Origin of the sequence: Psychrobacillus sp. AK 1817 (assembly GCF_008807035.1) — a bacterium.
GTDB lineage: Bacteria > Bacillota > Bacilli > Bacillales_A > Planococcaceae > Psychrobacillus > Psychrobacillus faecigallinarum.
This window is the reverse complement of the sequence record NZ_CP031739.1, coordinates 2,998,545-3,020,479: the sequence shown is the minus strand read 5'-3', so window position 1 is coordinate 3,020,479 and position 21,935 is coordinate 2,998,545. Positions and strand designations below refer to the sequence as shown.

General features: G+C 37.0%; 23 protein-coding genes. 4 read left to right on the top strand and 19 right to left on the bottom strand.

The window, feature by feature from the left end; translation table 11 throughout:
• Positions 1–162 precede the first annotated feature (162 nt).
• Positions 163–1,617 (top strand): cardiolipin synthase, encoded by a 1,455-nt coding sequence (gene cls, locus D0S48_RS15095; RefSeq protein WP_151112474.1) that lies wholly within the window; start codon positions 163–165, stop codon positions 1,615–1,617.
• A gap of 63 nt (positions 1,618–1,680) precedes the next feature.
• On the opposite strand, the gene D0S48_RS15090 is transcribed toward cls, so the two are convergent.
• A complete protein-coding gene (locus D0S48_RS15090; protein WP_151112472.1) occupies positions 1,681–2,517 on the bottom strand; it encodes a M15 family metallopeptidase in 837 nt (278 codons plus the stop codon).
• A 127-nt stretch (positions 2,518–2,644) separates the two neighbouring features.
• Between D0S48_RS15090 and D0S48_RS15085 the strand changes: the two genes are divergently transcribed.
• Positions 2,645–3,796, top strand: coding sequence for an MFS transporter (locus D0S48_RS15085; RefSeq protein ID WP_151112470.1), 1,152 nt, complete (start codon positions 2,645–2,647; stop codon positions 3,794–3,796).
• 48 nt (positions 3,797–3,844) lie between these two features.
• Here the strand turns inward: D0S48_RS15085 and D0S48_RS15080 are convergent, their stop codons facing one another.
• The 6 genes from D0S48_RS15080 to D0S48_RS15055 all read right to left on the bottom strand — a co-directional run bounded on the left by D0S48_RS15080 (position 3,845) and on the right by D0S48_RS15055 (position 7,949).
• Complete coding sequence (locus D0S48_RS15080; RefSeq protein ID WP_144539561.1) at positions 3,845–4,090, bottom strand: hypothetical protein; 246 nt, start codon at positions 4,088–4,090, stop codon at positions 3,845–3,847.
• Positions 4,091–4,217: 127 nt separating this feature from the next.
• On the bottom strand, positions 4,218–4,985 hold the full coding sequence (yidC, locus tag D0S48_RS15075; RefSeq protein WP_144539559.1) for a membrane protein insertase YidC: 768 nt from the start codon (positions 4,983–4,985) through the stop codon (positions 4,218–4,220).
• 78 nt (positions 4,986–5,063) lie between these two features.
• Positions 5,064–5,855, bottom strand: a complete 792-nt coding sequence (locus D0S48_RS15070; RefSeq protein ID WP_144539557.1) for an AraC family transcriptional regulator — start codon at positions 5,853–5,855, stop codon at positions 5,064–5,066.
• A 112-nt stretch (positions 5,856–5,967) separates the two neighbouring features.
• A complete protein-coding gene (locus tag D0S48_RS15065) occupies positions 5,968–6,858 on the bottom strand; it encodes a diacylglycerol/lipid kinase family protein (RefSeq protein ID WP_151112468.1) in 891 nt (296 codons plus the stop codon).
• A gap of 259 nt (positions 6,859–7,117) precedes the next feature.
• Positions 7,118–7,435: a hypothetical protein gene (locus D0S48_RS15060; RefSeq protein ID WP_151112466.1), complete on the bottom strand. Its 318-nt coding sequence runs from the start codon at positions 7,433–7,435 to the stop codon at positions 7,118–7,120.
• A 67-nt stretch (positions 7,436–7,502) separates the two neighbouring features.
• On the bottom strand, positions 7,503–7,949 hold the full coding sequence (locus tag D0S48_RS15055) for a GNAT family N-acetyltransferase (protein WP_144539551.1): 447 nt from the start codon (positions 7,947–7,949) through the stop codon (positions 7,503–7,505).
• A gap of 107 nt (positions 7,950–8,056) precedes the next feature.
• Here D0S48_RS15055 and D0S48_RS15050 point away from each other — a divergent pair, with 107 nt between their 5' ends.
• Positions 8,057–8,548 carry a GNAT family N-acetyltransferase gene (locus D0S48_RS15050; protein ID WP_151112464.1) on the top strand — a complete coding sequence of 164 codons (492 nt, stop codon included), beginning with the start codon at positions 8,057–8,059 and terminating at the stop codon, positions 8,546–8,548.
• A 12-nt stretch (positions 8,549–8,560) separates the two neighbouring features.
• Here D0S48_RS15050 and D0S48_RS15045 read toward each other — a convergent pair whose 3' ends face one another.
• The 7 genes from D0S48_RS15045 to D0S48_RS15015 form a co-directional block, all read right to left on the bottom strand.
• On the bottom strand, positions 8,561–9,028 hold the full coding sequence (locus D0S48_RS15045) for a DUF4064 domain-containing protein (RefSeq protein WP_225216164.1): 468 nt from the start codon (positions 9,026–9,028) through the stop codon (positions 8,561–8,563).
• Positions 9,029–9,341: 313 nt separating this feature from the next.
• Complete coding sequence (locus D0S48_RS15040; protein ID WP_144539547.1) at positions 9,342–9,623, bottom strand: GNAT family N-acetyltransferase; 282 nt, start codon at positions 9,621–9,623, stop codon at positions 9,342–9,344.
• A gap of 37 nt (positions 9,624–9,660) precedes the next feature.
• Positions 9,661–10,626 carry a ring-cleaving dioxygenase gene (locus tag D0S48_RS15035; protein ID WP_151112463.1) on the bottom strand — a complete coding sequence of 322 codons (966 nt, stop codon included), beginning with the start codon at positions 10,624–10,626 and terminating at the stop codon, positions 9,661–9,663.
• Positions 10,627–10,769: 143 nt separating this feature from the next.
• Positions 10,770–11,687 carry a DUF1002 domain-containing protein gene (locus tag D0S48_RS15030; protein WP_151112461.1) on the bottom strand — a complete coding sequence of 306 codons (918 nt, stop codon included), beginning with the start codon at positions 11,685–11,687 and terminating at the stop codon, positions 10,770–10,772.
• A gap of 103 nt (positions 11,688–11,790) precedes the next feature.
• Complete coding sequence (locus D0S48_RS15025; RefSeq protein ID WP_151112459.1) at positions 11,791–12,651, bottom strand: CvfB family protein; 861 nt, start codon at positions 12,649–12,651, stop codon at positions 11,791–11,793.
• Between the two features lie 542 nt (positions 12,652–13,193).
• A complete protein-coding gene (gene mntR, locus D0S48_RS15020) occupies positions 13,194–13,613 on the bottom strand; it encodes a transcriptional regulator MntR (protein WP_144539541.1) in 420 nt (139 codons plus the stop codon).
• A gap of 230 nt (positions 13,614–13,843) precedes the next feature.
• Complete coding sequence (locus D0S48_RS15015) at positions 13,844–14,110, bottom strand: late competence development ComFB family protein (protein ID WP_313955903.1); 267 nt, start codon at positions 14,108–14,110, stop codon at positions 13,844–13,846.
• A 115-nt stretch (positions 14,111–14,225) separates the two neighbouring features.
• Between D0S48_RS15015 and D0S48_RS15010 the strand changes: the two genes are divergently transcribed.
• The gene (locus D0S48_RS15010; RefSeq protein WP_144539539.1) at positions 14,226–14,381 is read left to right on the top strand and encodes a lmo0937 family membrane protein; all 156 of its coding nucleotides are present in this window, start codon (positions 14,226–14,228) and stop codon (positions 14,379–14,381) included.
• A gap of 15 nt (positions 14,382–14,396) precedes the next feature.
• Here the strand turns inward: D0S48_RS15010 and D0S48_RS15005 are convergent, their stop codons facing one another.
• The 5 genes from D0S48_RS15005 to murB all read right to left on the bottom strand — a co-directional run bounded on the left by D0S48_RS15005 (position 14,397) and on the right by murB (position 21,921).
• Positions 14,397–15,518 (bottom strand): GNAT family N-acetyltransferase, encoded by a 1,122-nt coding sequence (locus D0S48_RS15005; RefSeq protein WP_151112457.1) that lies wholly within the window; start codon positions 15,516–15,518, stop codon positions 14,397–14,399.
• A 102-nt stretch (positions 15,519–15,620) separates the two neighbouring features.
• Positions 15,621–17,738, bottom strand: a complete 2,118-nt coding sequence (locus D0S48_RS15000) for a heavy metal translocating P-type ATPase (protein WP_151112455.1) — start codon at positions 17,736–17,738, stop codon at positions 15,621–15,623.
• The gene (locus tag D0S48_RS14995) at positions 17,722–18,099 is read right to left on the bottom strand and encodes an ArsR/SmtB family transcription factor (protein ID WP_151112453.1); all 378 of its coding nucleotides are present in this window, start codon (positions 18,097–18,099) and stop codon (positions 17,722–17,724) included. Before D0S48_RS14995 ends, D0S48_RS15000 begins: the two co-directional genes overlap by 17 nt.
• A 389-nt stretch (positions 18,100–18,488) precedes the next feature.
• On the bottom strand, positions 18,489–20,846 hold the full coding sequence (locus D0S48_RS14990; RefSeq protein WP_151112451.1) for a penicillin acylase family protein: 2,358 nt from the start codon (positions 20,844–20,846) through the stop codon (positions 18,489–18,491).
• Between the two features lie 157 nt (positions 20,847–21,003).
• Positions 21,004–21,921, bottom strand: coding sequence for a UDP-N-acetylmuramate dehydrogenase (murB, locus tag D0S48_RS14985; RefSeq protein ID WP_151112449.1), 918 nt, complete (start codon positions 21,919–21,921; stop codon positions 21,004–21,006).
• Between the last annotated feature and the right edge of the window lie 14 nt (positions 21,922–21,935).

The window sequence follows — 21,935 nt, the reverse complement described above, 5'->3', positions numbered from 1 at the left end:
CCTATTTAATTATATCAAATAATTCAAACTTCTTTTCCTGGAAATTCACTAATATTAATCACTTATGCTTATGGGTTTACTAAATATGTTACATTTCTTCTTTCTTTTAACTAAATCGGATATACTAGAGAAGAAAGACATGTATGATTTGGGGGTGCAATTTTGGCTGCAAGTATTTATGGGTTTATCGTTTCTGGAATACTAATTTTGAATATCTCGCTAGCGATTGCCTTAATATTTTTAGAGAGACGAGATGCTTCCTCCACCTGGGCTTGGATATTAGTTCTCTTCTTTATCCCCATTCTAGGATTTGGAATATATTTATTGTTCGGGAGAAAGCTGCGACGTAAAACACTTTTCCGTTGGGAAGGAAAAAATAAAATCGGCATTGACAAACTAATTGATTTTCAAATGGAAGCCATTGAGGATGAATCATTTGATTTTCGTTTAGATGACGCCAGCCATTACAAGGAATTAATCGTTATGCATCTGCATAACAATCATGCTGTTCTGACACAAGACAACAAATTGGAGATTTACTCGGATGGGCGAGAAAAATTTGATGCACTTTTAGAGGACATGAACAATGCGAAAGACCATATTCATATCCAATATTATATTTTCCGTTTGGATAATTTAGGACGAGAAATATATAATGTCTTATTGGCTAAAGCCAAGCAAGGCGTAAAAGTACGTATACTATATGATGACACAGGATCTCGATCATTAAGAAAGAGGCATTTTAAAGAATTAGTTGAGCTAGGTGGTCGCGTCGAGTCCTTTTTCCCTTCTATTCTTCCTCTGATTAATCCACGAATGAACTATCGTAATCACCGTAAAATAGTTGTAATTGATGGGCGTATTGGGTATATCGGTGGCTTCAATGTGGGAGATGAATATTTAGGAAAGAAAAAGAAATTTGGTTACTGGAGGGACACTCATCTTCGGATAGAAGGAAGCTCAGTACATCCATTGCAAACTCGCTTTATATTGGACTGGAACCAAGCCTCTGCAGATCATGATATTGAATACTCAGATCATTTTTTCCCTGCTATTCCTATGAAGGGCTCTGTTGGACTACAAATCGTATCCAGTGGACCAGACTCGGAATGGGAACAAATTAAAAATGGATATCTTAAACTAATAATGATGGCTAAAAAGTATATATATATCCAAACTCCTTATTTCATTCCGGATGCAAGCTTTATGGACACTCTTCGTATCGCCTGTCTATCAGGAATTGACGTACGGATTATGATTCCTAATAAGCCTGACCATATGTTTGTATATTGGGCAACTTATTCATATGTAGGAGAGCTTATCAGAGCAGGTGCTAAGATATACATTTATGAAAATGGCTTCTTGCATACAAAAATGATTGTCATTGATGACGAAGCCTCTACTGTAGGTACCGCCAATATTGATGTTAGAAGTTTTAAGTTAAATTTCGAGGTGAATGCATTTATCTATGATCGAGAAACTTCCCATCAGTTAGCAGAGCTATTCGAAGAAGACATGAAGCTCTCTACCGAATTGACTTGGGAACTTTACGAACAACGCACATCTTTAATTAAGTTTAAGGAATCACTTTCTCGATTGATTTCTCCTATTTTATAGGATGAACAATTAGCTACCAACATAAAATACGAGATCCCAATGAATAACTGGAATCTCGTATTTTTATATACCTAAATATTCTTCTAAAGTAGTGTTAGCTTCGTATATTTTTGTTGCATGATCTACGCCAACATATCGGAAATGCCATGGCTCAAACATATAGCCAGTAATTTTCTCTTTTCCATTAGGATAACGCATGATAAAACCATATTTGTGAGCATTAGCTGCCAACCATTGGCCGGCTGGTGTCTCTCCAAAACTTTCTCTGGCAAAATGTTGCTCAAAATGTAGTTCACCTATATCAAACGCAAGACCGGTTTGGTGCTCAGAATATCCAGGACGGGCACTATATCGGTCCGCTGCATCTACTCCGTCATTGCTCACATATCTATCATAAAGCTGCTGTTGATAGTCAAATGATCGATATGTACTAAATGCTACTAATTCGTAATCAGATAGCTTTGCTTCTGCTGCCAATGCCTCAAAGGCTTCTCTAGCTTCTGCACTTTCTCCTGGTGCAAAAGTAGAAGGTAAAGGGTACCTCTTACTTGCTATTAATATTCCATCTACATAAGTAGGCTCTGCAGGTAGAGTTTCATTGCCCACGTAGCCTTTTGCACCCGAACGATCCACTTCTTCTGCAGGTTCCTCAACTACGGGCTCTTCCATTGGTGGTTCTTCCACTTCATCTATTGACTCTGTTGGTTCCTCTACTATTTCTACCTCTTTATCTTCCTTAGTTGGAATTCCTAATGATTCTAAGCTCTTATTTATATTCCAATCATTTATACCAATCCATGCAACGACACTAACAACTATTAAACCCGCGACTATACCCGAAACAATTTTCGGCCATTTTTTCTTTTTCTTTTGCTTCATAAAGCTAAATCTAGATTGCATCCCTTGCTCTTCCTTCTTTCCAATTTACGATACTATTAGTTTAACATTTTTTAATGAACTAATCCCTAATCAATTCAAAATGCATTATAATATATTAGATAAATATACGAAAGCAATGAGGTCGGCTATGAAATCCCAAAAATGGTTATCTATCAACTTCTTTACTTTTTTCTTTACGTGGGGCGTGTTTATGCCGTATTGGACAGGCTATCTAACAAATGCAAAAGGTTTAAGTGTTACCTCTGCAAGTATTGTAATGGGAGCAGGGATGCTAGCAAGAGCCTTCTCCACCTTTGTTTTATTTCCCAAAGCAACGGGTCTTTTTAGCATGCAGAGAGTTCTACGATTGCTTGCACTGTTCTCTTTTGCAGCTATAGTTTTATACATACCTTTTAATTCTTTTTATTCTCTCTTAGCCATTACTGTTATTTTTAGCTTAATATATCCAAATCTTTTACCTGCCATGGAGAGCAGTGCCTCCATACTTATGCAGAAGGACAAAATCCACTACGGGAAGAGTCGTTCCTTTGGATCTGTGGGATTCATGGTCGCCTTATTATTTATAGGTGGAGTAACCGCTATTTGGGACGAGCAAGCGATACTATGGACGATGTTAGGAGCACTTGCCGTCATTATGATAACTTATTCCAAGCCAATGCCTGCTTCTTTGAGCGAATTACCTCACCAGGTAACTAAAGACAACACAGGCAATTGGAAAAACCTATTTACCTCTAAGCAATTTATCGTTATTTTAATCTTAACTATTCTTATTCAAGGCTCACATGCCTCTTATAATAATTATGGATTTATCTATCTGCAGGATATTGGAGTAAACAGCCTTTATATTGGGATTGTTTTAAACGTTGCAGTAATCTTTGAAATTGTATTCTTTCTATTTGCAGACAAGCTATTTTCCAATAAAAAAGTATCCTGGATGCTATTGTTAGCCGGAATTGGCGCAACGGTCAGATGGATTAGTATTTACCTATTTCCTTCCGTCTGGATATTCATCCTAACTCAAGTTCTACATTCCGTTTCATTTGGTATTGCCCATTACGCTTTTATCCAATATATTTCTCGAACGCTGGACAAAAGCCTTATACCTGCAGCCCAAGGAATTTATGCCGCATTATCTATGAGTCTAAGCAGTGCATTCCTAACTTTCGTTGGCGGTTACTTATATGATGTTGAGCCAAGACTTGCATTTTTAGGAATGGCCTTCTGTACAATTCCAGCTATCGTAATACTTCTCCTATCTAGAAAAAAATATGCCTACTAACTACGTATAATTCCATAAAAAAACATTACCTACGAAAGGTAATGTTTTTTAATTTATTATTAAAACTAAGACTAGTACAAAAAGGATGGTGAAAACTATTGCCATCGTTCTCATCCACTTTGCTTCACGGATATGCCCTTTTTCCTTAAAAACAATTGCCCGATAGCCATTACTTAAAATAAAAATAACTGTCATGAATAAAACAGCGAGATTAATGTTCCCTTTAATAATAAATACTAAAGATGCGATACTCGCAGCAACAATCAAAATACCAAATATCCAATTTCGTTTCATTTTATCACCTCATAACTTAGTAAAACGCAAACGCCTATGTCTGCCCCGACTAGCAAATGGAGAAAAGCGAGGAGGCAGTTTCTAGCCAAAAAAAAGAAGCTCTTTTTGCAAAAAGCTTCTCCTTGTTTTATACAGACTTTTCTGCTTTTTCAGGATGATTTGAGTAGAATTTACGTCCTAAATATGTTTGGAATATCAACAAAATCCCACCAACAGCCCAATATAACGGTAGCGCTGCCATAGAACTAAATGAGATAAACATAATCATAATAGGTGAAATATAAACCATCATTTTCATTTGCTGCTGTTGTTGCTCTGGAACTGTCCATAGAGACACTTTTGCTTGTGCAAAGTACACCGCTCCTGCAATAAGTGTCATAGCAATATCAGGAGATCCCAGGTTATACCATAAGAATTCATGAGACTTAATATCTGCAGAATACAATATTGCAAAATAGAGTCCCATAACGATTGGCATTTGAATAATCATTGGCAAGCAACCCATATTTAAAGGATTAACGCCATGTTTACGATATAAGCCCATCATTTCTTGTTGTAGAGCCATTTGCTCTTCTTTTGACTTAGTTTCTTTTAGCTTCTTTTGGATTGAATCCATTTCTGGTTTTAGTTTGTCCATTTTTTCTTTCATACCTTGTTGATTCTTATAATTTTTAAGCATTAAAGGCATGAGAGCTAAACGAATAATAATGGTAATAGCGATAATCGCTAACCCATAGCTACCGTTAAAAATGTCCCCAAAAAATTCTATTAAAAATTCAAAAGGTCGAACAAATATATTGTAAAAAGTTCCTTCTTTGTTTTCTACTCCTGAACAACCACTCAGTAAAACTGCTGCAAAAACAAGAATAGAGAGTAAACTAATTTTCTTCTTCATCGTTTCACCTACAATTTTCAAACTATAAAGAGTATACCCTCTATGAAGCTATTTTTCAAATATTACTTAGATGAAAAATCAATAAGTTTTGGGCTCCTTTGGAAAATTATACTTAAAGTTCGGGTGTTCCTGATGATCCCTAAATTGTTTCGGAGTAAGCCCTGTATACTTTTTAAAGATACGAGTAAAATAGCTTTGATTACAAAAGTGAAAAGAATTCGAAATTTCCGAGATAGCTTTGTTTGTATGGCGCAAAAAGTATTGACATTCTTCTACTTTACGAATATTTAAATATTCTACTAATGTTACTCCAGTATGTTCTCTAAAAATTCTAGATAGATGGCTAGTGCTAATATTAAATTGCTTTGCAATGTCTTCTACAGTTAAGTTTGTTTCTATTTCGTCATTAATATAGAGAATGACCTTGTTTACCGTTTGGTGACCAAAAGAAGGCTTCTTTCTTTCTGTTATAACCATTACAAAGAACTCAACGAGTTCATCGGCACATTGTAAAAATTGTGCATCACTCATTTTGGTATCAATAATTTCCACACTCGCATTATTAAACGCCATAACTTTATCTAATGGAACCTGGCTTTCATACAACTTTCTAGCCATGACAGCTGATAATTGTATGTAGTAGTATTTTACGTTTTGAATCATTTGTTTATTATTAGTCGCTATAATTAAATCAATAATCTCTCTCAGCACTGTTTTTGCTCGTTCAATCTCGAAAGAATACATATCTAAGAATAACTTTTTTTCTAATTCAAAAAATTGATCGAGACCTTTAACTCTATTAGTAATACCCATTTCCTTGGCATAGGCTTTTGTGAAGTAATCTAAGAATATTTTTTCTGTATTATCCATAAGAACCTCATCTTTCTAATCAGTTTTATAGTTCTTTAGTAACCTTATGTTTATAGGGATGTAGAATCATTTTATAACATTTAATTGTAAAAAACTAGCCTTTTTCATTTATTTAGATTTTTTTAGGCAAAAGCATATTTAAATGCTTTGGAAGAACCTGGATATCAAGAGGAGTACAGTCTCCCTGATCACCATCTACATTGCAAAATAACGTTCGGTTCGAGTCAATGTGTAATCTTTCTGTTTTAAAAGTTTCTACACCTTCGTCTTTACCTAATGTGCCTAGCATTACTTTAGCACCCATACGCGCAATTGAAGTAAAGCCTGCCTGTTTAATAATAAAAACATGTAGCTTCCCATCATTAATTTTAGCAGAATTAACCAGATCCTCGAATCCACCTACAGAATTGGTTAGAGCAACTAAAACTAATATAGAAGTACCCTTCCAAGTACCCTGATCATGCTCTATAGTCATTTCCACTTCTTCATTGGAGAGTAAGGCTTTTGCGCCAGCTACTAAGTAGGCCATAGAACCATATCTGGTTTTTTGCTCAACCGGAGTATCTGCAACCTTACTTGCAATATCTCCTATTGCTACCACGTTCACAAAATATTTATCCCCGATACGTCCTACGTCTACTTGTTCTGTATTAGTCATTTTTAACGCTTCAATTGCTATATCTGGCTCAAGAGGAATACCTAAAGCTCTAGCAAAATCATTTACAGTTCCAAGCGGAACAAAAGAAAACAATGGTCGATTTTCTTGTTCTGCGAGACCGTTCACTACCTCGCTAATAGTCCCGTCCCCGCCCATAGCCAAAAGAAAATCCATCTTTCTTTCACAGGCTAATTTAGCGAAATGGGTAGCATCATCTTGCTTCTGAGTTTCCTTTTCCATAACCTCATATCCTAAATTAGTTAAAACCTCTATTGCTCTATCCTTAAATTGACTAGCTTCTTCTCTTCCGGAAGAAGGATTATAAATTAACATGGCCTTTTTCACTTTTGCATCCTCCTTTAGAATATAATCGTCTCTTTTTCGTACCCTAAATATCCTACCTTGAAACTGCATAAGTATTAAAAAAATGCTAAATCAATAATATAGACGATATAGAAATGAGATTAGTTTTATTTGAGTAAATAATGGAAATACCTGCTCCCCTTATTACTCTCTAACTTAACAGGTATTTTTTAGAAATTATACAGTAATATCTATATATGTAAAATAAAAAAGGTGCCCGAAGGCACCTTTTTAGAAAAGTTTATTTTTCTCCCGCTTTAGCATCATTGTCGGGAGTAGTTTTTATATCATCTTTTACTTGTTCTTCCTCATTATAATACTGAACGCTTGTCATCGCACCCTCATCCACCATTCTGTTATCTTCTTCATGATATGGATTTGGGTTACCTGTATTTTCATTACTAGTATCTTGCTGCTTTTGAGCTTCCATAAAGGAATTTACTTTATTTTTCGTATTATTAAATGCTTCCATTGCTTTATCACGATTTTCCTTTTTCCTAAAGTAAGCATAAGCCCCTGCTGCAAGCCCTGCTAACAAAAGAGATTTATTTTTTGCCATCTCTATTACCTCCAATATTCTTATTGATAAACTATATATACCCTAATACATACAATATAACCCTTTTTTAATTTTTAGACGTCATCATATACACATGTGGGATACCGTCTTCCTCGAACTCATTCGAGATAGTATGAAATCCTACTGAATGATAGAATTTTTGCAAATGACTCTGTGCACAGATTCTAATGCTTGGAACATTCCAAGTCCTCTCTGCTTTCTCAATAGCTTCTAACATAAGAATACGAGCTAAGCCTCTTCCTCTAGCATGCTCCTTCACAATAACTCTTCCAATAGAGCATTCTTCATATTTATGTCCACCAGGGATAATACGGCAATAAGCAATAATTTCATTGTTCTCTTTATAACTTAGATGAAGGGCATGCTGATCATAGTTATCTAGCTCTGGATATGGACAATTTTGTTCGACGACAAAAACTTCTACACGAAGCTTTAGTATTTCATATAAATAATTAATATCTAATTCACTAAATTTCTTCAAATCCCAGGACATGTTTGCCTCCTATGTAAAAATGTTTATTTTCAATATTTTTCTATTTAATTATAGAAGATTAACAGAAATTTTGTTATGATTACAAAAAGCTGAAGAGGTGATTTCAAATGATAAGGGCGACTACGTTAAAAGATATTACTACTATTCAACAGATCGCTAGGATCAGTTGGAATGATACTTATAAAGATATAATACCAGAAAATGTTCAGGAAATATTTTTGGAAAAAGCTTACTCTCCTATGATGCTAGCCAAACGAATAGAAAAAACAATTTTTTTAGTTGCGGAATATAAAGATGAAACTATCGGCTTTGCTAACTTCACTTATGTTGATGAAGATGGTGATGCTGAGCTCACCGCAATTTATGTGCTTCCCGAGTTCCAAAAAATGGGATACGGTAGAAAGCTGTTAGAAGCAGGTGTGAATCATATGTCTGTGGGAAAACAATTATTTGTTTATGTAGAGAGCAAAAATGAAAGCGCTCGTATTTTTTATGAACGGTATGGATTTGAATGTCTAGAAGAATTTGATGAGTATTTCGAGGGTCACCCTCTATCTACCGCAAAATATTTATATCCATTAAAAACACCGGCCTATTAGGCCGGTGTTTTTTTAATAAGTTTGTTCAGTTGAATATTCTTCTTCAAATTTAACTGGTGTTTTGCGTACGAAGCACATAATTGCAGCAACATATAAAACGATGGATGTTAATGAGATAATTCCTGCAAAAACTCCCCCTACAATAAACATGATTCCTGCTAATTTTGGCTTTTTGTTTTTCGAAACGAATACAATTCCTAAAATATTAAATACTAAGCTAATAACAAACGTTATAACAGCCGCCCAGCCAAAAACGCCAAACAAGTCTACAAATACTTCCATAAATTCCGTAGCTGCAGCAGCTTCTTCAGCAGTTAGTGCTGGATCGCTATAAATGTCTTCTTCAAAGACTTGTGTGAACCCTTCCTCCTGCATTACCGAACTACCATTAATGACAATCAATGAAACTAGTATAATTGCTATTACATTAAAAACAGCTCCAACTACGCCTAAAACAACTTCTCCTGTACGTGAAATCATTTTTTTACCCCCTATTATTAATTGATATAGCTATTTTACGAAAACATAGCCAAAAGGTTTCATCAATCTCTGATTTCCCTGCAATATTTTTTATAAACCTGTTTGAGTCTACTAATAACAGGGTAATTTAATAGTAAGACCAAAATAGAAAGGAAGATTTACATGGAAAAGAAACTTATCTTTAATCAAACCGACTTCTTATATACACTGGCAGGTGCATCAGCATTAACTGGAATTCTAGTTCTGTTTACTTCTATTTAATCATTAAAACGTAAAAGGCAATCCACTTTATATTAAAGAGGATTGCCTTTTATTATGCCTTTATATCATCATATTCGTTAGATTTAGCAAATGCATCTACTACGTATGAGCAAACTGGCTCCATTTTCAATTCATTTTCTCTTGCATAGGAAGCGGCGCTGTCTAATAACTTTTTCGCAATCCCCTGGCCTCTTAGCTTACTCGAAACATAGGTATGGTCCATAACCATTACATCACCTAGTAATGTCCATGTAATTTCTCCAAGTCTTTCCCCATCTTCTATTACTTGATAGGCAAATACATCATTGCCAAGTTCTTTATATTGAAAATCCATTAACACACACTCCTTTTTTAGAATCTTAACATAACAATCATTTAATTGACAACGGACGGAGCTTCGCTTCAATTTCTTTTCGCTTCGGCTCTAAAAATGGTGGTAGGGCTAACTTTTCACCAAGCTTTGCTAAATCCTCATCTGTATCAAATCCCGGCTCGTCAGTAGAAAGCTCAAACAACACTCCATTTGGTTCTCTAAAATAAATAGCTTTGAAGTAGTGACGATCGACGAGACCAGACGTTGTAAATCCGTTTGCTCTTAACATTTCCTCCCATTTAGGATAATCCTCCATGTTTGGAATACGGAAAGCCACATGATGTACACTACCTCTACCAGGTCTTTCCCTCGGTAAGTCTTTTCGAGTTTCAATATGCACCTCGCCAGCTGGTTCTCCATCCCCAGTTGAATAAACCTTAATATCTGGAGCATCTGTAACAACTGAAGGATAGGAGCCGATAAAAACAAAGCCTAATATATGCTCTAAAACCTGTTCAGTAGCACTTGGATCCTTTAACGTTAAAGTAACAGGACCTAAACCAACGATAGCATTTTCTGCAGAAATCTCTTCTTTTATCCAAGGCTTTCCAAAAGGAATACCCTTACCATCATCTACAACTAACATCATTCTAGACCCTTCAAAGTCTTCAAAATAGAGTGTTTTTCTGCCAAACCTTTCGACTATCTTATCATGAGGAACTCCGAAATCATGCAATCTTCTTTCCCAAAATTGTAGAGCTTCTTCACTCTTCACTCTAAAACCAGTATTACTAATACTCGACACTCCAGGATATGTTCTGCCAGCCATTGGTATGTCAAAGTAGGTCATGTCTGTACCAGGAGTACCTTCTGCATCTGCATAAAATAGATGGTATGTGGATGGGCTATCCTGATTTACACTCTTTTTCACTAATCGCATTCCCAATATTCTCGTAAAGAAATCATGATTCTTATTTATATCTGCAGTAATAGCGGATACATGATGAATTCCTGCTAATTTCATTTGATTTTCCTCCACTCATTTATCTCGAATTCGAGATAAATTATTTTATTTTATCTTATCAAATAATCTTCTCCACTTCAAATAATTTATCCTCGCTATTAACAAAAGAAAATCTACCTGTAATTTACAGGTAGATTTATCATTTAACTAAAGATAGATCGAATGGAATCGATTAGATTGTTAAAGAAATCTTTGACACTTTGCCAAAATCCTTCGTTATCTTTTATTTGGTTAAATTTATCTTCGATTGTTTTACTAAAATCATTTAACTGATCAGACCATTTACTAAAATCTATATCTAGTTGACGAATTCGATCCATCAAATCAATCAGTAGTTGACGATCCTTATCGGAAAGTTCAATTTTAAGCTTAGATAGCTGTTCTGAAACAATTTTTTCAACTTCCTCGCGGGATGCTGGGTTTTGCTCAGCAATTTGCTTTTTAATTTCAGTTAAGAGCTCTGTTACCTTTTCTTCATCTACCCCACCTTGTTTAGACAGGATAGTTGCGACAGATAGCTCATCGTTTGCTACATCTGTACGTTCCGGGTCTAGTTCTCCTCCCGTAACCTCATATGCTTTATAAATACCCACCAGGGCGGAGTGTCCTGTTACAGGCTTAGGAGCTGCAATATCTACTACCGCGTCTTCTATTCCAGCAGTAAGCATAGCGTTAGCAAACATATCTGCCGTAACTTCAGTAATGTTATCTGGAGTTACGATGTTAATAATTAGACCAGATCCAGCATCTTTTCGGGTAATTTTAGCAGAAGAGAACATTCTAGCCGAAGCGTCTCCATCATTTAGATAGGTTGCTAGGTCCTTACCTGTAACTACAATTTCTTGTACATCTGATTTATCTGTAACTTTTAAACTCTCTTTTACACTATTTTTTTGATCGTCAGTTAGGTTACCTCCATAAACAACAATAGGCGCCCCAAACTTTTCATTTACAACTTCAGTTTCAGCTTCTCCATTTGTATCAGCTAAAGCTACAATAGGACTTACTAGTACTCCAATGACAAGTAAAAATGCCAAGTACACTTGTACCATTTTTTTCATTCCATTAAAACCCCTTTCTATTGGTTGGTACTATCATTAGTACGTGAAAAGGAGTAAAAAGTTCCGATGGTCATCGATGCTTCTTACTCCTTTTTATCTAATCTTATTGCTTTAACTCAGTCCATCCGTCCTGTTGGTTAATTTTTTTCTCTTTCATCAGCTTCCCTAAAGCACGCTTGAAGGCAGCCTTACTCATCGAAAACATTTCTTGAATTTCCTCAGGTGTAGATTTGTCTGTGAATGGCATTTTCCCACCGACATCATTTAAATAGCGATAGATTGATTCGGCGTCGTCGCCCATACGTTCATGCTTTCTAGGGAGAAGAGAGCCATTGAGAGACCCATCATCCTTCGTATCAATAATACGCACGGTTAAGTCTTGTCCTAATCTAGGTTCCTCAACTCGCTCTGATTCATGAACGAAAATACGATAATTTTCGGGAACGCTAAGCAAGAAGGTTCCTACAGGAAGTAGTCTGTATGGCCTTGCTTGTAAATTTTTGTTTAAAAGTGTGGTTGGCGCATCTATATATAATTCCTCTACACGATCCTCCGTAGCAAGACGGCCAAATAATTCACCCTCACGATCTGTTCGAAGTGTCATATATAAATGGTCCCCTTGAGTTGGCCACAACTCTTTGATCTTTGGCAAATCCTCGGCTTTCACTTGCACCTCTTTAGAAGTACCAATGTCTACAAAGGCTCCTTCTTTATCTGAAACTTTTATAACTCTTGCCCATCCGTAAGTTCCCTTTTGTATGGTAGGGAGCTGTGTAGTAGCAGAAAGATTACCTCTTCTATCTACGAACAAAAATACTTCTAGTGTATCGTCGACTTGTAATTCTTCTGGAGCCTCGGAAGCATTTAAAGATATCTCCATATCCTTGTGCTGAAGAATCCATTTCGATCCTTCCCTCATTTTCACTTGTAATTTTACTATTTCTCCTGATGCTAATTCTGTCAAAGTTACCGCTCTCCTTCTGACCATATATGAAATTGGTCGTTACCTTTTGTTTTAGTATATCTAGTGCACTTTCTACTCGTTCTAACAAAAAATATTTGCACTTTTTAGGCGTCAATTAGTATACTTTTCGATTCATTGTGCTTCCGAATCTTTTGCTACTTCCCTTATAACCGATTCATCCTCAATATAAACAACTAGGCATATCCTTCTTATAGTAATCACTTGCTGGGATATTCTGTACTTTAGAATTTATTTATTTAATCATAGTTACCATTATTATGCCCAAATTATTTGCATACTTGCTTAAAATTTTCGCCAAGTGACCTATGTACAATAGAAGTTTGACTCATCTAATAATATGTATTTATACATTGGGAAAAAATTTCTGAGAGATTTTTTTCACAATTTTCCTAGTCTCATCCAGTGGATTAGTCATAGCATTGTCAACCTTAAGAATATCAACGTATTTCTAGCAACTCCTGCCAAAAACTATATAGCAAGACTTTGCATGACATTCTATTCTATTCCATTCCTACAAATACTTACTCACTTAAGTCTTTTCTTAACTCTAAAAGTTGTGTCTGTATAGAGGCATTATCTTCTAAGAGTAAGACCAAATCTGCAATTCGATCAATGGAGTTCCAGCTAAGATGATGTTCGATCCCTTCCACATCAGCATAGATATTTTCTTCCTCCACTCCTATAAGGCGTAAAAATTCCTCTAACAGTTCGTGTCGTTTCACTAGTTTCTTTCCTAGCTTCATTCCTTTAGTCGTTAAAGTAAGCCCACGATATTTTTCATATATTAAAAAGCCATCCTTATCCAATTTTTGCACCATTTTGGTTACGGAAGATGGCAGTACAGATAATGCTTCTGCAATGTCAGACACACGTGCATAGCCTTTCTGCTCGATTAGTATATAAATTTGTTCGATATGGTCTTCCATGCTTGGTGTTGGCATATTTATCTTCCTTTCATCACTTCTTATATTTTACTACAACAGACCTACCATCTCAATTTATGTTAGTATTCCCCTAACTTTTACAATAGTTTCACTTTATGAACATTATAATAGCAGCAAAAATTGGATAATAGCATCATGCAAGCGTAGATATAAATTCAAAGTTCTTTTTTAGAATTCTCCGAGTAATAAAGTATAAAAGAACCTTATCGAATGACAAGGCTCCTTTTCTATCTATGAGGATATTTTCCAACGACATGAATGGAATGGATGATTCTTTTATTAATCCACTCTAAATTTTCTAAAGTATTCATACGTTCAAAAACAGCCTTTCTTCCTTTTTCGGTTGTAACATAGTGGGTTGGAAGAGTATTTAAGCTTAAGGCAATTATATCTAATTCACATTGAGGACACTTACAGAAAGTTTGATACTCTGTTCCTCTCATCAGCACTCTCACAAGGCTTTGAACGATTTCTTCCATTACATTTGTTAACAATTCTATCCTTCTTTCATTATTCAAAAATATCAAAAATGTTTAACCCTTAGGTTATAGGGGTAACTTTCTAATAATAACACGTATCAACAATTTTAAGAAGAAAGGATGACTAATAATGGGTAAAATTTTATGGGGTATTGTAGTAGTTCTTATCGTACTATGGTTGTTAGGACTACTTCTTGACTTTGGCGGAGGATTAATCCACACGCTATTAATTATTGCAGGTATTATTTTCGTTATTCAACTTGTCACTGGTAGACGAGCTGTCTGACAAAAGGGGTTGCCATTAGGCAACCCCTTTACTTTTGGTTTTAGCATAAATACACGTATCTCTTAATCTCTTACCATCGGCAGACAAAGAATCATGATGGAGAGTCCCCTCTAGGGTATAGCCAAGTCTTTCAGCAACAGATCTACTTCGGACATTCTCACTATCACAGCGAATTTCAACTCGATTAGCTTTTAGCTCCTCAAAGGCAAATGTTGTAATGCGTTCGACTGCCTCTGTCATCAAGCCTTTACCCTCAAATTTACTATCAATCCAATAGCCAATTTCAAATTTTCGGACATCCCAGTCTATACGATGGAGTCCAGAACATCCTACGAATTCACCTGTTTCCTTTAAAAATAAATGAAGTCGTAGATCCTTTCGCGTGATGAAATCTGCTACTGCTTGACGAAGATTTCGCACTCTTTGTTCAATAGATTCCTTTTCTTGTGCCCAAGGCATCCAGTCTTTTAAAGCATCTTGAGAAGCAACTACCGCTCTTTGCACTGCTTCTGCATCCTCAACTTTAGGAGCTCGGATGATTAATCGATCCGTATAAAATTCCTCTGGAAAAACTAATTCCTCTTTTACTTTTTCAATTATATGAAAGTCATCATCCCACTTAACCGGGGTTGAGGTACCTTTCATAAAGTCGTCTCTCGTCATTCCATATGTAACAGCATCGTAGTATGAACTTTCTTTTGGAGAAAACCATGCTTGTCGGAGCTGTGCCTCTTTGACAAAGCCTGCACGCTCAAACGTTTTTCGCATTGCAAAATTATCTTGGCGGGTATGACCTTCTAAGCGAATTTTACCCTCCGGTAGATTAAAAACATATTCCGTAATCTTTTTTAGTGCAAGTGGGCCATACCCTCTACCTCGAGCCTCGTCTGCAATACGCAAATCGAAAAGAGGAATATCATCCTGCAGATCATAAATCTTCACAATGCCCACTTTTTCATCTTCGTCATTCTCAACCCAGAAGGTTTTCACTTCATCTGATTGATAACCGCCCTCTTCAATTGTTTTTTCAATCAACTCTCGTACAGGGTGCGAATTTCCGTGATATGGCCATGTATTCGTTGTCATGAAATGGATCAGCTGCTCCTGCTCCTCCATTGTCCATTCTGTAAGCTTCATTGATAACCCTCCGAACCTAATGAATAAATATATTCTGTTCTAAATATTCTCTCCCTGTCCTGTAGTCTGGACAGGGATTTATCAAACAATATGTTGAAAGTGTTATTTCCAAGGGCTGTTATCTTGACTGAATGTAGTTAATAACCGTAAGGAATTTAGAACTACCAGTAATGTAGCACCCATATCAGCAAAGATGGCAATCCATAATGTTAACCATCCCGGAATGATAAGAAGTAGCGCAATAATCTTTAACCCTAATGCAAACATAATATTTTCTTTAATAATATGCAATGCTTTTCTGCTTAAACGTATTGTATATGGTAATTTTTCTAAGTCGTCAGCCATCAAAGCTATGTCAGCAGTCTCTAAAGCTGCATCTGTACCAGCCCCACCCATAGCTATTCCGACATTTGCTGCAGCTAAGGCCGGAGAATCATTGACACCATCTCCTACCATGGCCACTGCTCCGTATTTTTCTTTTAAGCTTTGAATGGCAGTTAGCTTTTGCTCTGGCATTAAACCTGCATTTACATCAGTCATTCCCAATCTACTAGCAATGGCATTAGCTGTTTTTGGGTCATCACCCGTTAGCATAACAGTATGCTTAATCCCATTATTTTTTAAGCTTTGTAACACTTTTTTGCTATTGGATCGTATTGGATCTGCAATGGCAATAAAGCCTCTATAATTCCCTTCTTCAGTTGCAAGAATTACTGTATTTCCTTCCGTTTGTAGCTTTTCAACTGCTTGCAGAACCTCCTCTGAAATAGAACTAATGGTTTTTATCCAGGTAACGCTCCCTACAGACCATTTTATACCATTAATAACTGCTTCGGCACCTTTTCCAGTTATTGATTGAAACTCTTCTACTTCTATCGGATGAATATGCTCCTTAGCCCCATACTGAACAATAGCTTGAGCAAGCGGGTGCTGTGAATAGGCCTCTATAGACATTATATTTCGTATAAAATCTTTCTCAGAAGCTGCCTCTACATAGGTTACTTCTGGATAGCCTTTTGTAAGAGTGCCGGTTTTATCAAATGCAATTGCCTCGATACGACCAATCTCCTCCAAATGAATACCACCCTTTATCAAAACTCCCTGCTTTGCTGCGTTTCCAATAGCTGTCACGATAGCAACTGGAGTAGATACGACCAAAGCACAAGGACATCCTACAACTAAAACAGCTAGCCCCTGGTAAATCCAAGTCTGCCAGTCTGCACCTAAAAGTGGCGGTATAATTGCTACTAAAAAAGCAATACCAATAATGGCTGGTGTGTAATACTTCGCAAACTTGTCTACAAAACGTTGAGAAGGAGCTTTTTCTGCCTGTGCCTCTTCCACTAAATGAATGATTTTAGCAATTGTAGTATCCTCTACACGCTTGGTCACTTGTATTTCCAGGGAGCCCTCTTCGTTTAGCGTCCCGGCGAAAACCTCCTCGCCTTTCTTTTTGACTACGGGTACAGATTCTCCGGTAATAGATGCTTGGTTAACTGTCGAGCTACCTTTTAAAACAATGCCGTCCATTGCAATTTTTTGTCCCGGCTTCACGACAAGTACATCTCCAATTTGAATAAACTCCGTATCTAATTCAATCAACTCATTGCTACGTCGTACGGTTGCTGTAGGCGGGGCAATGTCCATCAATTCACTAATAGATTGTCTAGCCTTGTTCATGGAATATGCCTCTAATGCCTCACTCACTGCAAACAAGAATACTACAACTGCTCCTTCTCTCCATTCCCCAATTATAGCCGCACCTATAATAGCAATCGTCATAAGTGTCTTCATATCGAAATAGAAGCGAGAAAGGTTAATAAGACCACCCTTAAACAACTCAAATCCACCAATTAAGATAGATAAAACAAATAAGGAGAGAGCTGCTGGATGAGACTCCTCATAAACAAAGGAAGCAATGATTCCTCCTATTAGAAAAACAAATGAAATCATTGTCACAACGTTTTCATGCCGTTTAAAAAAAGGAGTCTTTTCTATTTTTCTTTGCTTAACGGGCACGACTTTAATTCCATCAAATGCACCTGCTTTTTCTATGTCACCAACGGATACATCGCCTATGATAGAAACTTTAGAAGCTCCAAAGTTAACAGTCGCTTCCTGCACAGTTGGAAGACTCTTAATATTTTTTTCGAATTTCATAGCACAGTTGGCGCATGATAGGTTTTCTAAGCGGTACTCTTTTTTATCTAAGTTGTTCATTTGAATCCAGCTCCTCTTCAACCGAATGCTCATATGCGATCTTAACTAATTCATTCATGTGATGATCAGCTAAAGAATAATAAACTAATTTTCCCTTGCGACGAGATTTTGCTAGAGATAGATCTCTGAGAAAGCGAAGATGATGGGAAGCTGTTGCCACTGATGATCCAATTATTTCACTCACATCACATACACATAGTTCTTCTTCAATTGTTAATGCGTATGCAATCTTAAGCCTTGTTTCGTCAGCTAATGCTTTAAAGAGAGTTACAACCTTTGTTAAATCCGGAAGCTGTTGCTTCACCTCTCCTACTATTTTTTCATTTACTTTTGTTACATCACATATATCCTTTGATTGCATATGGACACCTCATTCAAATGGTCGTTTGATTATTACCCTCATTATATGTTCAGATAATTCGAAAAGCAACTATATTCAAATACAAATTTTAATGTAATCTAACAAATCGGGAAGAAAGTATATTTTATATAAAGCACACTTATAGATGGCTGATTTCCGCTTTAGGCGAACGCTTTCCGCGGGAGGAGCGTTAAGCCATCACCGTCGCTTGCGCGTCGATTGTGATGTCTTATCTTTCTCCCTAATCCCGCCGGAGTCGTCGCCTGCCGCTACAATCATAGGTTGTGTCTGAATGGTATGTTTCATATAAATGCAAGTGCTCTGAATATTTTTCACTAAAAAAGGAACCGAGAGAAAAATTCTCGGTTCCCTAGCTGTCTTTCAATCTTCTAATTAGCTTTTAATATCAATTCAAAGCCTTCATCGATATCTCCATCAATTACCGTGGTGTGATAATTACCATCTGCCCAGTCTCTTACCTGGCTGTGATACCAATCAGATTTAACATGACCAACTTGGCCCGGGCCTACAATATGGTACGCCTCTGAAAGGTCAGACAAATCGGCAACAAACCTCCAAGAGGCACCGTGATCTACACTACCATCTTCACCATAGCCTGCAGCTTGAACGGTAATATTAGACCCTCCAATAGGCACCGGCTTAGGATTTAAGAAATAGGCAAGTATTGGAGAGGCACTTGAGATTGGGTGATCGAAGGTTAATTGGTGGAAATCTCCCCATCTCCATTTGTCTTCATTTTCACCAAAATCCTCTTCTATCTCTTTAACAGCAATCACAAATGAATCGTAGACCCATTTATCAATTCCACCATACTCTTCTAACCAAGCACTGGCTTCGTTTTGATAACCCTTTCTTAATAATTGATCAGAAATATTACCCTTGCCCGGTAACATAGCATAGACGTCCTCGGGCATTTGCCTCTCAAATAAAGTTTTTGGAAGCTGTTTCATCCATTTGTGGAAAACTAATGGGGCAGACTGATCTTTATCGTCCACTTGGTCCCAATTCTTTAACATGACTAATACATCCTTGTATTGCTCATTGCTATCTTGTTTTTCCACCGACTCTACCATCGAAGCTAAAAATTCCCTTGCATATAAGTTTTCTTGGTCCATCTGAAGGTCCATCATATCTTCTTTAGTAAGGTCATCCTTGCCCTCAAGCACTTCGGCAATTCTTTCGTAGCGATAGGATTGAGCCCAAAAATCAGTTATATGATATGGATAAGAGTCATTTACTACCTCATTATTCGCTGTTGCGATAAAACCTTTCTCCGGGTTTACAACCGAGGGTAACTCATTGTAAGGCACATATCCAGTCCATCCGAATTCATTTGAATCTCCTGGAACCGGTAGCTGTCCATCCCCTGTTTTACGTAATGGAATTCTACCATTTGCTTTATAAGCAATTGTTCCGTCCTTCGCTGCAAATACAAAGTTTTGTGCAGGGGCATGAAAATCTTCTAGTGCATTCTCAAATTCATCCCAATTAGATGACTTATTCATCTTCAATATTGCCTGTAATTCTAAAGTAGGCTCTAGCGCTGTCCACTGCATAGAGAATAGACCTGATGCTTCCTCCTCTTTGAACAGCACATCAGAGATGATTGGCCCATGCCGAGTCACTACAACCTCAAATGGCACATCCTCTTCTCCCTTTACTTTTATGTTTGTTTTCCGTATATCTGCTTTCTCCCATTTACCTTCATACATAAATTCCGTACGATTGTCAGGGTTCGGTGTTTCTATATATAAGTCCTGTACATCTGGCCCTACATTCGTAACTCCCCATGCAACCTCTTCGTTATGGCCCAATATAATACCAGGGATTCCTGCAAAAATTACTCCGCTCACATTTTGGTCTGGTGATTCTAAATGCATTTGGTACCATATGGATGGTGTGCTAAGCCCTAAATGTGGGTCATCCGCTAATAGCGGCATTCCACTAGCAGTCTTCTCACCACTTACTACCCAGTTATTACTGCCATTAAATTCATTCGGCAGTACAGTAGTATCAAAACGGCCACTAACAGTAACTGGGTTCTTCAGATTTGCTTCAATAATAGATGGTGAATCCTCAGGATAAGTTATAAAAAGCTCTTCTGCTTTCTCTTGCTCGAACTCATTGATTGCCCAATGCCTGATTGCTAAGCTTGACCAGTTACCACCTAAGTCATAAGCCATAAACTTTCCAATTGTTAAGGAATCAACCGGAGACCATTCTCTCGGCTCATAGCCTAGTAATTTAAATTCATAACTAAGCTTGCCCTCTTTTATCGCATAATCAATGAATTCATTTACTCCTTCTGAATACCAATCCAGCACTTGCTTTGCCTCATCACTATAGCCTGCATAGGATTTTTCTGCTGCATCTCGTAGGCTAAAAGTCAAAAAGAATTTATCTGTATCCAACGCGCCTTTGCCCACTACCTCAGCAAGCTGACCACTTGCCTGTCGTCTAGCTAAATCCATTTGAAACAAACGATCTTGCGCCTGAACAAATCCTTGAGCACGATAAAGGTCTGCATCGCTCTGCGCTTTAAGATGAGGAACCCCATCCTGATCCCTTGTTACCTTCACTTCTTCATCCAACACATCTACAGCCAGCTCACCACGAATAATAGGTTTTGTGTTAGACAAAAAAACATTTAAACCAACCACCCCCACAATTACAATAGCTACTAGAATCCCAATTATCCAGACAGCTACCTTCCAACCCTTTTTCAAATAATTACCCCCTTTATCTATCTATGACATAATTCGACGAAATGCATTTAACCCCTGCTCATCCGTTCAATTTCTTATAAAATAATCTAATGTAAGTCTCTAAATGAAAATAAAACAGGTTCTATGAATTATGTATATTCATAGAACCTGTTTTATATTATTTACTGTTCTCACCAACGATTTTAACTTCTAGTTCTAGTTCCACCCCGAAGTTGTCACGCACCGCTTTTTGAACCATTTCGATTGTATTAATATAATCTGTTGCTGTTGCATTGTTTTTGTTGACGATAAAACCTGCATGCTTGGTAGATACTTCTGCTCCACCAAACCCTTTACCCTGCATCCCGCTATCTTGAATTAGCTTACCTGCAAAATATCCTGGTGGTCTTTTGAAGACACTTCCTGCAGAAGGATACTCTAATGGTTGTTTAGATTCGCGTTGAAAGGTTAAATCAGCGATTTTTGCATTTACTTCCTCTGGATTTCCTTGTTTCAGCTCAAATTCCGCCGATAACACATAGTAGCCCTCTTTCGTAATGATGCTTTTACGATACTCTAACTCCAGCTCATCTTTTGAAAGAATAAGTTTTTCTCCGCTAGGTGTAAGAACGGTACATTGCAAGATTATATCCTTGATTTCTCCGCCATAAGCTCCAGCATTCATAGCCATTGCTCCACCAACTGTTCCCGGAATACCGCACGCAAATTCTAATCCTGCTAATGATTCCTTCGCAGCTGCTTTAGAAACATCAATAATAGCAGCACCACTTTCAGCATATACATGATTAGCTTCAATAATGATTTTATTCAGCTTTTCTAAGGAAAGAACAATGCCACGTACTCCCCCATCTCTTACAACCATATTAGAACCATTGCCTAACAATAACAGAGGAATTTTATTTTTATGAGTGTAATCAACTATGAAAGCTGCTTCATCCTCATTTTCAGGTGTAACAAATAAGTCAGCCATGCCACCCATACGTGTCATCGTGTGTACATGAAGTGATTCATCTATTTTTACATTATTTGGGTCTAGCTTTGTAATTAAGTCTTGGTACCATACTTGTTTGTTCAAAAAAGACAATCCTT